This window comes from Luteimonas salinisoli (assembly GCF_013425525.1).
Taxonomy (GTDB): Bacteria; Pseudomonadota; Gammaproteobacteria; order Xanthomonadales; family Xanthomonadaceae; genus Luteimonas; species Luteimonas salinisoli.
On the sequence record NZ_JACCKA010000024.1, the window covers coordinates 128,560 to 143,585 of the forward strand.

At 62.5% G+C, this 15,026-nt stretch carries 14 protein-coding genes; 3 read left to right on the forward strand and 11 right to left on the reverse strand.

Going from position 1 to position 15,026, the window contains the following annotated elements; all coding sequences use genetic code 11:
* Positions 1-446: 446 nt before the first annotated feature.
* Entirely contained in the window at positions 447-2,003 is a 1,557-nt protein-coding gene (locus H0E84_RS03315; RefSeq protein ID WP_180677200.1) for a ComEC/Rec2 family competence protein, read from the forward strand.
* 26 nt (positions 2,004-2,029) lie between these two features.
* Here H0E84_RS03315 and H0E84_RS03320 read toward each other — a convergent pair whose 3' ends face one another.
* Positions 2,030-2,725, reverse strand: a complete 696-nt coding sequence (locus H0E84_RS03320; RefSeq protein ID WP_180677201.1) for a hypothetical protein — start codon at positions 2,723-2,725, stop codon at positions 2,030-2,032.
* Positions 2,726-2,824: 99 nt separating this feature from the next.
* Positions 2,825-3,061: a hypothetical protein gene (locus H0E84_RS03325; protein ID WP_180677202.1), complete on the reverse strand. Its 237-nt coding sequence runs from the start codon at positions 3,059-3,061 to the stop codon at positions 2,825-2,827.
* 18 nt (positions 3,062-3,079) lie between these two features.
* Here H0E84_RS03325 and H0E84_RS03330 point away from each other — a divergent pair, with 18 nt between their 5' ends.
* Together H0E84_RS03330 and H0E84_RS03335 are read left to right on the forward strand one after the other, a co-directional pair.
* A complete protein-coding gene (locus H0E84_RS03330; RefSeq protein ID WP_180677203.1) occupies positions 3,080-3,325 on the forward strand; it encodes a hypothetical protein in 246 nt (81 codons plus the stop codon).
* A 173-nt stretch (positions 3,326-3,498) separates the two neighbouring features.
* Positions 3,499-3,945, forward strand: a complete 447-nt coding sequence (locus H0E84_RS03335; RefSeq protein WP_425600456.1) for a hotdog fold domain-containing protein — start codon at positions 3,499-3,501, stop codon at positions 3,943-3,945.
* Positions 3,946-3,973: 28 nt separating this feature from the next.
* Here the strand turns inward: H0E84_RS03335 and H0E84_RS03340 are convergent, their stop codons facing one another.
* The 9 genes from H0E84_RS03340 to H0E84_RS03380 form a co-directional block, all read right to left on the reverse strand.
* Complete coding sequence (locus H0E84_RS03340) at positions 3,974-5,278, reverse strand: HipA domain-containing protein (protein WP_180677204.1); 1,305 nt, start codon at positions 5,276-5,278, stop codon at positions 3,974-3,976.
* Entirely contained in the window at positions 5,275-5,634 is a 360-nt protein-coding gene (locus tag H0E84_RS03345; protein WP_180677205.1) for a helix-turn-helix transcriptional regulator, read from the reverse strand. The genes H0E84_RS03340 and H0E84_RS03345 overlap by 4 nt, the downstream gene beginning before the upstream one ends.
* Before the next feature lie 598 nt (positions 5,635-6,232).
* On the reverse strand, positions 6,233-8,002 hold the full coding sequence (locus H0E84_RS03350; RefSeq protein ID WP_219339563.1) for an ABC transporter ATP-binding protein: 1,770 nt from the start codon (positions 8,000-8,002) through the stop codon (positions 6,233-6,235).
* The gene (locus tag H0E84_RS03355; protein ID WP_180677206.1) at positions 7,999-8,553 is read right to left on the reverse strand and encodes a hypothetical protein; all 555 of its coding nucleotides are present in this window, start codon (positions 8,551-8,553) and stop codon (positions 7,999-8,001) included. The genes H0E84_RS03350 and H0E84_RS03355 overlap by 4 nt, the downstream gene beginning before the upstream one ends.
* Before the next feature lie 8 nt (positions 8,554-8,561).
* On the reverse strand, positions 8,562-9,089 hold the full coding sequence (locus H0E84_RS03360) for a MauE/DoxX family redox-associated membrane protein (RefSeq protein ID WP_180677207.1): 528 nt from the start codon (positions 9,087-9,089) through the stop codon (positions 8,562-8,564).
* A complete protein-coding gene (locus H0E84_RS03365; RefSeq protein ID WP_180677208.1) occupies positions 9,089-9,973 on the reverse strand; it encodes an SDH family Clp fold serine proteinase in 885 nt (294 codons plus the stop codon). Before H0E84_RS03365 ends, H0E84_RS03360 begins: the two co-directional genes overlap by 1 nt.
* Positions 9,970-10,965, reverse strand: coding sequence for an ATP-grasp domain-containing protein (locus H0E84_RS03370; protein ID WP_180677209.1), 996 nt, complete (start codon positions 10,963-10,965; stop codon positions 9,970-9,972). Before H0E84_RS03370 ends, H0E84_RS03365 begins: the two co-directional genes overlap by 4 nt.
* A gap of 71 nt (positions 10,966-11,036) precedes the next feature.
* Positions 11,037-11,213, reverse strand: coding sequence for a hypothetical protein (locus H0E84_RS03375; protein WP_180677210.1), 177 nt, complete (start codon positions 11,211-11,213; stop codon positions 11,037-11,039).
* A gap of 595 nt (positions 11,214-11,808) precedes the next feature.
* On the reverse strand, positions 11,809-15,026 hold a 3,218-nt coding region (locus H0E84_RS03380; protein WP_425600455.1), incomplete at its 5' end, for an error-prone DNA polymerase.

Consider the following 15,026-nt stretch of genomic DNA (forward strand, 5'->3'; position numbering starts at 1 on the left):
TGAGAAGTGAACCTGACCCCGATATCCGCCTTGGCCAAGCGCGCAGGTCCGCCAGGACCGGAGGCGGAAGGGATCAACGCCGTATGGCCGCGACTCCCAAGAGGCGCGGGACGCAGCCCGTTAGCCCGACGGCGTCACGCCGAGTCGCTTCGGAATTTTCCTACAGCCGCCAGCAACGTTCGCCGACTGCGTTTGCAAAGTCCGACGGCATGATGCCTGTGCCCCGGCAGCATGACCCTTGCGCCAGACATGGACGCCGCTCTGCAACGGAAACGGGTCGCGACCCTGAGCAAGTCGTGGAGCTGTACCGGGGCGCCTCGTCAACCAAAGCGCAACTATCATTTCGTGTCAGAGGATTTCCGGTAGGCTTCGCGATGGCGCTCCGCCGCCGATCTTCCGAGGCGATTCCTTGCCGGACCGAACGCCGGCATTCTGCTGGAGGCAATATGGACATCCAGGTCGACATGTTCGAGGTGCAGCTCGGAGCTGCACTCCTTCTCCAGTTCGGCGTTGACGGCAGAACTGTCAGGGTGCTGGCGGATGCCGGCACCAGCAAGAGTGGCTACGACAGCGATCACGTCCTCAACAAACTCAAGGAAGTGCTGCCGATTGACGATCCAGAGCAGCCCCCGCGCATCGATCTGCTGATCGGCACGCACTACGACATGGACCACCTCAATCGCATGGTTCCTGTGATCCGGAGCTATGAAATTGGCGAAGCATGGCTACCGCCGATCGCCAACGACGCCAACCCACGGGCGGCAGACTGGGACCGACCCAGGGGCGGGAATCTGCTGGGAGTCCAGTTCGCGGGAGAGGATGGCGACGAGGCGCTGCATCGGTATCTCCAGCACAAGGCCGACGTGCTTCAAGACGTTTCGCACATTCGGAGGTCGATTGAAGCTGGCGACAGCAGGCTCACCGCATCCGACTTCGCGTTTCGCTCCAGCATCTCGCGCGTCGACAGGCAGGAGCCACTGCATGCTGAAGCTGCCGATAAGTTCTTCGGGAGCGCCCTCGCATCATGCGCTTTGGCGCTTGGCGAAACAGCCGACCACGCCTGCACGGATGTCCGCCTGCCGGTAGACATAGGGCAGATCCTGGACTATGAAGAGTACGAAGGCGATGCCCGCTTCTTGACCAGCTCATGGATGACCGCAGGTGCGCATCAGGCGAGAAGCCTCGCCTACATCGAGCGCAGCATCGCCAAAGATGCGTTGACCGCAAGCAGCCTCAAGAAGGTGGTCGAGGCTTTGGTGGCGAAGGACGTATCCATGCGATACGAATCGGTCGATGACGGCCAGCCTTCGTACTTCGTCTGGGACGCGGTCAAGCGCAGGTTCGTTTCCACTGCCGCTCTGGACGCCGAACGGCTGACCATGACCCTCCTCGGCCCGTCCGACGGCCTGATCGCCAAGTACTGGGACAGGCTGCCGGTGGGCGATTACGTCCAGTTCGCGCTGGCAAGCCGCATGCCGGTGGAGAAGATTACGCCGCAGAACGAATTGAGCTACGCAATAGTGTTTCACCACAAGGAGCAAGGGATCCTGGTGTCCGGAGACACCGGCTTCGTGGATTTCGCGCCTCTGGATGCCCGCCCCAGCACCGCAGTGTTCTATCCGGATCTGATCGATGCGCTACGGGTGCCATTGAATGTCGTGCAGGTCGCGCACCATGGCGGGCACAACAAGTACTTCTATCACGTACTGCAGGCGGCTGACTTCCCGATCGACGAGAGCGATAGCTACCTGCTGCTTTCGCACGAGGTGAAAGCGACATCACGGCCGTCGAAAGTATTTGCACAGTTCATGACCGAGCTTGGTGACAAGGCAAGTCAGGTATCACTGCTCTTCACCTCGCAGCCTCTGCGGTCATCGGTACGCGACTATTCGGACAGGATCGCGCCCGTCGTACCGGACTCGGACCGCGAGGAATGCGGGGACGTTCGCCTTTCGTACGCTGGCGGTCAGTGGACGATACAAAAGCATGCCGTCAAGCCTTGATATGCCACTGGACAAAAGCGGGGTGCTCATAGCCAGAACTTGGCACTGTGATTGTTCAGATCTCGAGAGTAGGAATCGGTTCTGACCTGGAACGATTGCGGGATCTCGGCCGCGTTCCCGCCCTGCTTGAAAAAATCTCGCACCGACCAGAGCGACAGCTGCTTCAAGTGGTCCCAGATGCCGTACAGCTTGTCCTGTCGCTCCCGCTCCAGCTTGGCGGCGCTCGGCTTGCGCTTTGGCCGTGGCTCTATGTAGTCCGGCCGCAGGTCGGCGTCATGGGAGAAGGTGATGCGGCCGTGGACCCATTCGGCCTCGACCGTCGGTCGCCAGCGATAGCTGACGGACACGGTCAAACGCTCGCTGAAACGATGCGGTGGCGGGATCAGATCGTCGATGTAGAAGAGCTGCTCTTCCCGTCGTTCCGTTTCCAGGCGGTCCTTCATCTGCCGGACCGCAAAGGCCAGATCGCTCCCGGCGCGCCGCGCGCGAGATTCCGTGTCAGCGCGTTTCTTGGGCGCTTTCGCCTTGGCATAATCCGCAACCGCATTCTCGTAAGCTTGAAGTCGCGTAATGACGTAAAGACCGCACCTGCCGAGCGGGAGCGCGCGCACCGCGGTCATGTAGCCTCTGTGTAAGCACTGCTCGATCCGTGCGTCCAAATCTCGGGGGTCGATGGCATCAATGGCATCGCGCTCATCGCGGGAAAGGTACAGCTCACCCATGTCCTGGCTCCTTCCGATCCTAATCAGAGTACGAGCAACGTCGATTCTTGCAACCGAATCCTATTTCTATGTGTAGATGCCTTGCGTCGTCGGCCGGCGCTACTCAGCGAAGTGCCCCAGCAGCAGGCACAGACTGCGCAGGTCCTGCGCGTTGTGTTGCCCGACCCGGCGCAGCTTCACCGTCGAAGGTCGCCGCGCGCGGCCCAGCGCGCCGGCCGCGGTGAGTTCCAGCAGGTCGGCCATCTGGTCCTGTGCCAGCGCCTTGGTCGGGAACAGGTACAGCGCCTTGGCGCCCTCCTCCAAAACCGACGAGACGACGTCGAGGCCCTGCAGCACCGGCTGCCGGCACTGTCCGTGGAGACTGCGCGCGCGATCGGCCCCGTCGAGTTCATGCGGCAGTGCCACCTTTACGAAGGCGCGCTGTACGGCATCGCGCCCGGCGTTCTGCCGCACCGGCTGTTCCCGCACCGCGCCGGCATCGAGGGCCTGTACCTGGCGGGGCAGACGACGTTCCCGGGCTACGGCGTCGCGCCGGCCGTCTGGTCGGGACTGCAGGCGGCCGATGCGATGCTTCGGGACGAACGGCGGACTCGCCGGTGAACGGTTCGCGCATCCAGCATGATGAGGGCGGAAGATCGTCGGCAGCCACTCTCTCGTTGACCTCCAGGGCGGTGCAAATGACCAGTCAAGGCACGCATTCCCACGAGTTGCCCCGAGCCGCGGCGGAATCGGCAGCCGGCGCGCATTCGCGGCTCGCTTCCACCTTCGCGCGGCTGACACGCTGGCCGCTCGGCCGTTGGCTGTTCGCACGCGCCGTGTGCTGGCGTGCGCCGTACTTCGCGACCATCGGCCCACGATTTCTGGTGGTCGAGCACGGACGCTGCGAGATCGAGATCCGCGACCGTCGACGGGTCCACAACCATCTCGGTACCGTGCACGCGATCGCCCTGTGCAATCTCGCCGAGCTCGCCGCCGGCGTGATGATGGAGGCCACCACGCCAAGGGCCATGCGCTGGATTCCCAAGGGCATGACGGTCGAGTACCTGAAGAAGGCGGCCGGCACCATGCACGCGGTCGCCCTGCCGGCCTGCGAGGTGGAAGTTCGCGAGCGGGGGTACGAGGTACCCGTCGATGTCGAGGTCTGCGACCCCGCCGGGGAGCCCGTTTTCCGCGCGCGGGTCGCGATGTGGACGTCGCCGCGCTCGCGCGACCGCGCGTAGACCTCGCGAAAGCGGGACTCGAACAGCGCTAAGCCCCGATCTCCCTGCGTAGGGCACGATCGATCTTCGCCGCCATCCGCTCCGGAACGCCGGCCTCTGCTGCGAAGGTCATCCAGCTACCGACCTGTGCGCGGATCTCGTCGACGATGCCCCGGGCCTTCCCTGGCTTCATTCCGCAGAAGGCACCGAACTCGACCAGATCGGCGAGTTCGAAATGGTCCTGCTTGCCATTGAGGCTCATTTGGTGCTGGTGGGTCCAGGTTCCCTGGGGGTTGTAGGCGTAGCTCACGTCGAATGCCGGTGACAGCCGCCACTCGCCCTTGCGGTTCATGAGAAAGGCGATGTTCTTGACGTGATCGTCCTGATTGCGGATCAGCACGTTCAGCACCGCACGGCGGAACTGCTGTTCGATATCCAGCCTCGGGAGCTCCAGGCGGCGAATCGTCTCCACCGCCTGCTCGTAGGAGTAGGCGCCTGCGGCATTGAAGTCGAAATGCCGCATCGCAGCGAGCGACTGCATGTGCAGCTTGCGTCCGTTCGCGTCGCGATCGAAGCGCCGGGTCATGAAGTGCGACCGCCCGCCCTCGTGATGGACCCGGCATTCGGTCATGTCGACCCCGGCCGCGACTGCGAGCAGATGAAACCCGTACTCGATCAGGCCGAAGCCCTGCGGATCTGCCAGCTCCTTGTCGCGATTGTTGGCAATGCCGTCGAACTTCAGGAGCCAATAGCCGAAGCCTTCCCCGGCATTGACCTGGCCCGACCGGAATTCCCCGGTCTGCGCATTCCAGGCCAGCACTGCCTTCGCCCGCGCGCCGCCTGCCGACGTCCCCACGCGCAGGATGTCCTCCAGCGCCTCGTGATCGCCCTCGCCGCGCAACATGCCGGCGAGCCGCTGACGGTGATTGAGCACGTCGTTCGCCAGCCGCGCCAGCGCATCGATCTCGACCTTGCGCGAACGGCTCGCCCCGCGCGCCAGCGCCGGATGGAACTCGAGCGCCCCCATGCCGCGCGTACCGATGTAGCACAGGCGCTCGACCGGGCTGAAGCTGCCGGCGGAGCGGCCCTGCGCCACCAGCCAGGCATCGATCAGCGCATTGCCGAACTTGTCGGGCAGCGAGTCGGCAAGCAGGCCCGGCAACCCCGTGAAGGCGTCCCTTGGCAAGGCCGGGAATTCATAGGGTTCTGGAGCCAGCGGCATCGTGATCGGCGCCAATTGGATGCCGCTTTCCACGAAGTCCGGCATGTACTGGAAGACCGCCAGCTGGCGATCGTCCAGCCAGCTCACCGCTCCGATGTCACTCCCCCAGAGCCGTACCGTGGCGTCGGTCACGCGTCCTCCTCACCCCACGCCCAGTCCGTCGACTTGGGCACGATCTCCGGCGCTTGCCGCGCACGCTGTCGCTCCCGGCCTCCATGCCGGACGCGCTCGACGGGTCGCACCGCGGGGTCGGGCAGGGATTCGAGCAGACGCTGCTCGAGCCCAAGCACGCCAAGTACCCGCAGGAGCGTCTCCAGCGACGTGTTTTCGCCTGCCTCCAGACGCTTGACGCTGCTGACGGAGGCGCCGGCTTCCCGCGCCACGTTCGCCTGGGTCAGATTTCGACTCAGCCGCAGCTTGGCCACACGGGCGCCGAGCGCACGCAGGGAGCCTTCAATGGTGGCCGCATTCGTCGCGAAAGGGCTCATATGTGAGCTTTTAAACGCCATAGTTCGCACACGGACCTATATATAAGCCCTTACAGCGATCTCGTCAAGAGTTCATAAAAGAGCCTTAATACGCCAAAAATCGGTTAAGAGCTTATATATGGCCTTCAAATCCGGCTGCTCCCAATAAATCCGCGCCAATCGCGTCACAAGGCAGCGCGAGGCCGCGAACTGTCTCCCGGGGATCTCCGAGACGCGATTGGCCAAGCGGAGGCCAACAACCCTTATCGGCAGCGAAGCTAGCCGTGATCAGTGCAGGCGCTCCCGTCCACCGGCCTGGAATGCCCCAACGGCCGAGACGCCCAACGCGGCAGCACTGGGAGCGAGCCAGTTGCACACCGCCAAGGGCGCGAGCCCCGCAGCAGACTTACCCCGTTCCTCACCCACGCCGGATCGCGGACGAGGGCCCTGCCCCAGCCGCTGCGCTTGCACCTGATTCAAGAGCTCGCGCACGGCCGCCACCCCGTCGAAGATCGCCTGTCCCACCACTGGCAGGGTGTGGCCGGCCAGCTCGGCGGCATGGCTGCGCGCCACCACATCGCCGACGACTGGGCCGAGCGCTGCAACCGCGAACGCCGCATCAAACCACGGATCCGTGCTGCCGCAATTGATTATGCATCAACGAAAAGTACAGTCCCTCGCGATCATTGATCAGATCTGCGTGCCTACCTTCTTGAACCAGGCGACCATGGTTCATGACAAGAACACGATCAGCATTGGTAATTGTGGAATAACGGTGAGCAATTATGATCGTTGTCCGCCCCCTCATCAGGAGCTTCAATGCTTCCTGCACTTGCTGCTCTGAAGCCGAATCCAATGCGCTAGTCGCTTCATCGAGTATCAGTATCCTTGGGTCTCGCAATAGCGCGCGGGCGATCGCGATACGCTGCTTCTGCCCACCAGATAGTTGGACGCCGCGCTCGCCCACGATAGTTTCGTAGCCATCCTTGAATCGGCTGATGAATTCATGTGCGTTCGCCAATCGAGCCGCATTCCTCACCTCAGCCAAGCCAACGTCTCGTTCGCTTACAGCAAAAGCAATATTCTCAAAAATACTTCCCGAGAAAAGCGAAGGTTCCTGTTCGACGATTGCGATACTTTCTCTGATGTCCTGAACATCCAAATAGCGGGCATCAACACCATCGAACAAGATTCTACCTTCGTCCGGTGCATAGAAGCCAAGAATCATATTGGCCACCGTCGATTTTCCGGCCCCAGAAGCGCCGACCAGCGCTACTTTCTCACCAGCGACTATTGAAAAGCTGATGCCTTTGAGGGCCGGGGTATCCGGCCGTTCCGGGTATGCGAAAACGAGACGGCTGAACTCCACACTCCCTGTAAGCTTAGCGACCTGAGATGCATTCCATTCTCCATGTGTTCCGGCCTGAATGATCTCGAAGATCCGCTCCGTCGCACCGATGGTGCGCATCCACGAGGTCCAAAAATCACTGATGGCGTTGGCGGACTCGGTGACCATAACTGCATACAAAAGAAAAGCAGCCAGCTCACCAATAGTGAGCTGCTCATCACTAATCAACCGGGCTCCCCACCACAAGGTGACCAGCAGAGCAAGATAAGTCAGGAAGGAAATCATGCCGCGAAAAACCGCAATCAATCGGGTGCTCGACACTAGAACAGAAAGTGCATTTCCGGTTGCATCCGCATAGCGCTTCTTGGCAACCCTTTGCTGATTGAAAGCATGCACGAGTCGGATGTTCGAGAAGTGCTCGTATGCCACCTTCCCGCAGTCTGCCAAGCCGTCCTGAACTTCCTTTGCGCGTACGCGATAGCTCTTGCCTGCTCTTTTCCCGAGGTAGATCCCGACGGGCATGAAAACCGCAAGGATCAGACTCAATGCAGGAGAGGTATAGAGCATCATCACACCCCCTCCCGCGAGGACGCAAAAGGAGCGTAGCGAGATCGCAGCCCCCATCGTCAATGTGCCGTGCAGTATTTCCACATCCGAGCTCAAGCGGTTGGTCAATTCTCCGACATTGTGTTTGTCATAGAAGGGGACACCTTGATTGATGAGCGCAGCAAAGAGCAGGCGCCGTATCCGCGTGACTATCATGTGCCCCGTGGATTCGAGAAGGTAGTAGCGCAACGCCGTTGCAATGGCATGCACTACCAGAACACACAGCATGATCACAGCCAGCGTGCTGTACCAGTCACCGCTTTTACCGGCAGCGATATTATCGATGAAGCTGGATAGCACCTTCGGGTAAGCCAGTTGCGCTGACACCGTCAGCACCATGAAAAACAAGCCGAAGGCAAGACGCCCAGCAAACGGCTTCAAGATAGCCAGACGCTGCAGATGCGGATTGTCCATCCATTTCGGATCGGTGATCACACGGCTCCCGCTCGGACCTCGTTCATTTCATCTATCTGGGAGCAAAAGCTGAGCCAGTTCTCGTCGCCGATATTTCCAGCCGCTTCCACCTCGCCCAGGTGGTTGACGAAAAGATAGCTGGGAGACGCCCACGTTGGATTCAACGCCTTGTAGTCCTTGCGACTAACACGGAGCGTGATCGATGCTACGTCAGTCCCCCGCAGGAATCTCTTGAGCCGCCATGCCGGCTCCTCGCTGACCAGCCACATACCTAAACCGAATCCACGCGATGAGTGCAGCAGGCGATCGATCTCCGGGAGCGTATCGCCGCACTTCGGACACTTGCTGAACAGAAAGAGTAGAACGATCGCCTCCTCAGCAGGCGCAATGGAAACATCATCTCCTGTAACCAGTGCTTGCGCGCGCACCGTAGGCAACCTCTCACCTACCGGCAGAAGAAATGACGCAGCCCGACCTACTGGTGCTTTTCTTACCAGGCGAAGCAGATAAAGGGTCAGTTTTAGATTCAGAACGACACCGAGCGATAGAACAATGAGAGCTATATGGATCATAGACTCCACTACTCGAGCCCGTCCGCCACAAGTGTGGCTATCTCGTGGAATTCTACGGCAATGACCGTAGGGATCAGCGACAGGGCTGCAACCAACAAGCCTGTTTCCAGGCTCAGCCCTGCTGATTCATCTGCGGCGAACAGGTAGAAAAAGATGCAGGCTATCAGCGCCAGATTCCGCGCCAAGTCGTATCCCGACACCGGTCGCGCCGCTTCGCCGAAGCAACTACATTTAACAGCCCCATCCTTCAGGAACTTGAAGGAAATGAGCCCGGTGAAAATACACAGCATGATCAACGCCGATACCATGCCCGGGTAGGCGCTCCTATTGCTCACGAGAATAGTCAAGGCGACCAACACCTCGGCGATGATAGTTAAAGGTGCAATCGCCGCGCTCAATCCAGCACTCAAACCGAATGATTCACTCAAATTGCCGCGGAAATCCTTGTAAAACCTTATCTTCCCCAGGCCGGCAAGGAGCAAGAAAAACGCGGCGAAAAAACGGAACACTTCCGAAAGGTAGGCCGCAAACGTCATCACGAAATCTCGACTTCGACCCAGCTCGGCGCAAGGCCGTTGGGACGCCGCTTGCGCAGTTTCATCCCGGAGCGGGATCCTATCACTGCGTCGAACCAGTCATCACCCTCCGATTCACGCACTCCCCCACCGATCCTTGCTTGCAGACACTTGGAAATCTCCCATGCCGAATCTTCGACGTCCGGTAGAGAACGAAGCTTGAGTCCTATTTCAGCCAAGTCTTCGCGCGCGAGAGCATAACTGTGCGAGTGATAGCCGAACATCAACTGTTTTATTATCTTCGACCGTGCAGCTTCGCTCGCGTCTGGAAGCTGGAATCGCAGAAGTTCTTCACCAATCTGCAGCATCTCCAGTGTCGTTCTATAGAACGCCGTCAGGGTAGGGGGAAATATACTGTTGCACAGGAGACCCAATGACTGGATTCGCGCTTCATCGGAACTCACGCCAAACCAATCGCTGCACATCTCGCCGAACAGCCTGATGTCCTGACATGAAAATACCGCTGGACCGGCTCCATCTGCGCTACCGTGCAAATGAGGATCTATCGGAGAAAAAATAGCGAGATCGCCTGCGATTATTTCGTCGGCCGACAGCGCCAGCAGTGTCGCTGAAGATTCACATCGAAAAGGAACTATGAAGGCCAGGTGGTCTGTGAATCGACGCAGTAACCGCGCGATTCTTCTGACATCGTTGACAACACCGCCGCGACCTTGAAGCAGCACATCCAAGCGCGGAACTCGGCCGATACTGCGACACTGCTCATACAGCTCTGGCAGCAGTTCGATCTCGAGATGCGATGCAGCAAGAATCAACAAGCGGCTTCCACGAAGCGCTTCCAGACATTCCAGTTGCTTCAGTACGGGAAATGCGCTGGCCTGCGTCACGCGCCCTCCTTGAGCAAGGTGCGCACCACAGCTTCAAGCATCTTGAATTCTGGAACCAGCTGCTCGACGTAGAGGAATTGTCCAGCTGGATTGTTTTCCAGGAAGACGTACTCGCCATCCGGCGTAACGATGAGATCAATGGCGCTGTATGTAAGTCCGTAGCTCCTGACAAGATCGAGGCAGCGCGCCTCGATTTCAGGCGGGAGAATTGTCGGTTCGTAAGCAATTTCCGCCGACATGTCGCGCGAGTCGATGGTTGTTCTCGGGTCATCCTGAGAGTGGATCATGGCCGCGAACACATGATCGCCAATGACCGTTATTCGTAGCTCATGATGTTTGTCGACGTATTCTTGGAACTGGCAAGCCAGCTCTTTGACTGAGCCGAGGATGCTCGTCATGTCATCGGTGATGACCGTCGTCGTGACGCCATCCGAGACACGGTCACCCGACTCGACATCATAAGCACAAAGATCAGGCGTCGACATGGATTTGAATACCATGTTGCCCTGTATGGAATTCTTGAATGATCTGGCCTTCCGGGGCGAATTCGTGATGATCGAATCCGGTACGCGGAATCCGATTCTCGCCGCACGCTGCAATTGCTCGCCTTTCCACATGGCACCACGCAGGGCGACAGGATGGCTCATCCAGTAGCAGTCCAGCGTGTACAAGAGGCCGAATAAAGCCTGCTCGCTTTCTCGCTCGGCGTAAGCGAGTTCCTGGCTCGTCAGATTCTCGCTTAAGAATGAAAACTTCGCCGGCTTCCTGTTCCAAACGGAGCCGACCTCTCTCAAATCGATCAGCTCGCCGGACGGCAGATGGCGCATCTGGTTGAATAAAATGCCCGACTTGAATGTCTGGCAAAACTCATAGTCGCGAGGGAAGCAGTCGAGGTTCAAGCGAAAAAGTCGACCGCCTTCGGCGCGAAATACGGGTTCAGCCAGGTCCACATGCAAATCTGCGCTGTGCGTGATCGCCAAAGTCCTTTTCATTCCGAGCTCGCGCGGGGCACATGAACGAGAACAGCCTTGCCGTACGGCAAGGCTGTCACTTCAGCGGTAAATCAACAGTACATACCACCATCCGGGTCCCACTTGCTCGGCCCAATTGCCAGCCAGGTGGTGCACCCGGCTACGGAAACGCTATCACGAACTTTCCATTGCGCCTGGGGCTTAAGACCTTCTTCTTTCTGCTTCGCCAGCTTGAACGCGAACAATTTCACTTCCTTCTGCTTCTCCATGAGCCTACTCCTTGACGTTGACTAAATTGCAGGTCGCCGCTATAGCGGCGATCCGATACTAGGATTTAAATTTCGATAGTGTCAAGCTTCCGCCTTCGGAAATGCACGCGCCGTCCGACAACGGAACGTCGGGTCGAGCTGAGGCACGCCCATTGCCGGGCCTCTCGTGGAGAAAATGGAGAAGTTGAGCGGTCGAGGATTCGTCTGCGGTGGTTCGGCCACGCGTGATGACGGTCGGTCGCGCTCCAGGCTATCCGGCACGCTGGCGCCGGTGACTACCGCGCCGTTCGCGGACAACGTAGTTCCCGCCGCAGCCGACGGACCAATACCGGGATCTCATCGGCAGTCGCCTCACGGTCGCGTCCTGCGCATCCGCACATTCGCGCCGCGCCGGTATTCGAACGAGCCAGGCATCTTCTTTGTTCCAGGCTCAGGTGGAGCTACCCTGCCCCGGCCCGTGGATGGCGCGCCGACATTTGCTGCCGGCAGCAGGACAGTTGCGCCTGGAGGGTGGGCAAAACCGCCAGGACGCGCCGGGAGCGGCACAATGAGCTGCCGGACGAGGCGATCCTGACGTGGGGGACTGAAATGGCGCTCAATGAAAATCCCGGCTCCGCACGTCCAGCCCCTGCAGCAGCGGGGTGAGGTCGTGCAGCCGCCGGGCGACCAGGTGGCGCACGCCGGCTACCGCCTGCAGCCGGCCCTCGACCTGCAGCAGGCGCGATTCCAGGAACGGGCGGCGTTGGGCTTCGGCGATGTCGCGGCGGATCACCACGTTGACCATGCCGTGCTCGTCCTCGAGGGTCATGAAGGTCACGCCGCTGGCGGTCTGCGGGCGCTGGCGCAGGGTGACCAGGCCGGCCACGGTGACGCTGCGACCGTGCGGCAGCGCGGCCAGGTCGCGGCTGTCGCGGCAGCGGCGCGCGCGCAGCTTGGCGCGCAGCAGCCGCAGCGGATGCGGGCCTAGCGTGGTGCCGGTGCTGGCGTAGTCGGCGGCCACGTCCTCTGCCGTGCCCGGCGGTGGCAGCAGCACCGCCTGTTCCGGGGCGGAAGTGTCTGCGCCGAACAGCGGCCGCTGCGCCTCCACCCCGGCGATCGCCCAGCGCGCGCGGTGGCGGTGCCCGGCCAGGCCGCGCAGCGCGCCGGCATCGGCCAGCAGCGCGCGGGCGCGCTGGTCGAGCCCGGCGCGTTCGCACAAGTCGCCGATGTCGGCGAACGGCCGCCGCGAACGTGCCTCCATCACCCGCAGCGCGTCTTCCTCGCGCAGCCCGCGCACCAGGCGCATGCCGATGCGGATCGCGAACGGCCGGCCGCGCTTCGCGCCGGCCTCCGGCTCCAGCGTGCAGTCCCAGTCGCTGTGGCGCACGTCCACTGGGCGCACGCCGATGCCGTGGCGGCGCGCGTCCTGCAGCAGCTGGTCGGGGCTGTAGAAGCCCATCGGCCAGCTGTTGACCATGGCGCAGGCGAACTCGGCCGGATGATGGCATTTGAGCCAGGAGCTGGCGTAGGCCAGCAGCGCGAAACTGGCCGCGTGCGACTCCGGAAAGCCGTAGCTGCCGAAGCCCTTGATCTGCTCGAAGATGCGCGCGGCGAACTCGGCGGTGTAGCCGCGCTCGAGCATGCCCCGGGTGAGCCGTTCGCGGTGCGGCTCCAGCCCGCCGTGGCGCTTCCACGCCGCCATCGCCCGGCGCAGGCCGTCGGCCTCGCCCGGGCTGTAGCCGGCGGCCTCGATCGCGATCTCCATCACCTGTTCCTGGAACAGGGGCACGCCGAGCGTGCGCACCAGCACCTTCTTCAAGGCCTCGGAAGGATAGGTCACCTGCTCCTCGCCGCAGCGGCGGCGCAGGTACGGATGCACCATGTCGCCCTGGATCGGCCCCGGGCGCACGATCGCCACCTGGATCACCAGGTCGTAGAAAGTGCGCGGCCGCAGCCGCGGCAGCATCGCCATCTGCGCGCGCGATTCGATCTGGAACACGCCGATGGTGTCGGCGCGCGAGACCATGTCGTAGGTCTTCTTGTCCTCCGGCGGGATCGTCGCCAGCGCCAGGTCGGGGCCGCCGTGGTTGCGCAGCAGATCCAGGCAGCGGCGCAGCGCGGTGAGCATGCCCAGCGCCAGCACGTCGACCTTGAGCAGGCCCACCGCGTCCAGGTCGTCCTTGTCCCACTGGATCACGGTGCGGTCTTCCATCGCCGCGTTCTCCACCGGCACCAGGGTGTGCAGCGGATGCTCGGAGATCACGAAGCCGCCGGGGTGCTGCGAGAGGTGCCGCGGGAAACCGACCAGCTGCGCGGTCAGCGCCAGCACCCGGCGCAGTAGCGGCGCGTCGGGATCGAAACCATGCTCGCGCAGCAGCGCGTCCGGCGGCAGTTCCACGCTCCAGCGCTCGAACACCCGCGCCAGCGCGTCGATGCGGTCCTGCGGCAGGCCCAGCGCGCGCGCCACGTCGCGAACCGCACCGGCGCCGCGGTAGCTGATCACCACCGCCGCCAGCGCCGCGCGGTGGCGGCCATAGTGACCGAACACATACTGGATCACCTCCTCGCGGCGCTCGTGCTCGAAGTCGACGTCGATGTCCGGCGGCTCGTCGCGCTCGGCGGAGATGAAGCGCTCGAACAGCAGCCGCTGCCGCGACGGGTCCACCTCGGTGATGCCCAGCGCGAAGCACACCGCCGAGTTGGCCGCCGAGCCGCGGCCCTGGCAGAGGATCCCGCGCTCGCGCGCGAAGCGGACGATGTCGTGCACGGTGAGGAAGTAGTTCTCGTAGCCCTTGAGCGCGATCAGCGCCAGCTCCTTGTCGATCTGCGCGTGCACCGCGTCGATCTTGTCGAGGTCGTGCAGCGCGCCCTGCTCAGCGCGCCGCCGCAGTCCTTCCAGCGCCAGGCTGCGCAGCCAGCTGGCGGCGTCGTGATCCTCTGGCACCAGCTCGTGCGGGTACTGGTAGTGCGGCTTCAGTTCGCCCAGGTCGAACGTGCAGCGCCGCGCGATGCGCACGCTCTCGGCCAGCAGTTCTGGCGGGTACAGCTCCGCCAGCACCTGGCGCGGGCGCAGATGGCGCTCGCCGTTGGGGAACAGCCGCTGCCCGGCCTCGGCCACGGTGACGTGGTGGCGGATTGCGGTCATGGTGTCCTGCAGCGCGCGGCGGCCGCGGGCGTGCATGTGCACGTCGCCGGCCGCCACCGCCGGCATGTCGAGCTGCCGCGCCAGCGCCTGCAGCCGCACCAGCCGCGCGGCGTCGTCGGGGCCGCGGTGCAGTTCCACCGTCAGCCAGGTGCGGCCGGGGAACAGCGCCTGCAGCCAGCGGCCGTCAGCCGGGTCGGCGGACGCGTCCGGCAGCCACAGCGCCAGCAGGCCTTCGGTGCCGCCGGCGAAATCCTTGCGCAGCAGCCGGTAATCGCCCTTGTCGGCGCGGCGGCGGGCGTCGGTGATCAACCGGCACAGGGTGCGGTAGCCCTGCAGGGTCTCGACCAGCAGCACGCAGGCCGGGCCGTCGGCCAGGCGCAGCTCGCTGCCGACGATCAGCGGCAGGCCCACCTCGCGCGCCGCCTGCCAGGCGCGCACGATCCCGGCCAGGGTGCATTCGTCGGTGATCGCCAGTGCGCGGTAGCCGTGGCGGCGCGCGCGCGCGAACAGCTCCGGCGCGCTGGAGGCGCCGCGCTGGAAGCTGAAGTTGGACAGGCAGTGCAGTTCGGCGTAGTCGGGCAGCGCGCTCATCCGAACCACCCGTGCAGCATCCAGCCGCCCTGCTCGCCCGGCGGCGCGTACACCCAGGCCTGCTGGCCCTGGCGGGTGGCGATGCGGTAGTAGTCGCG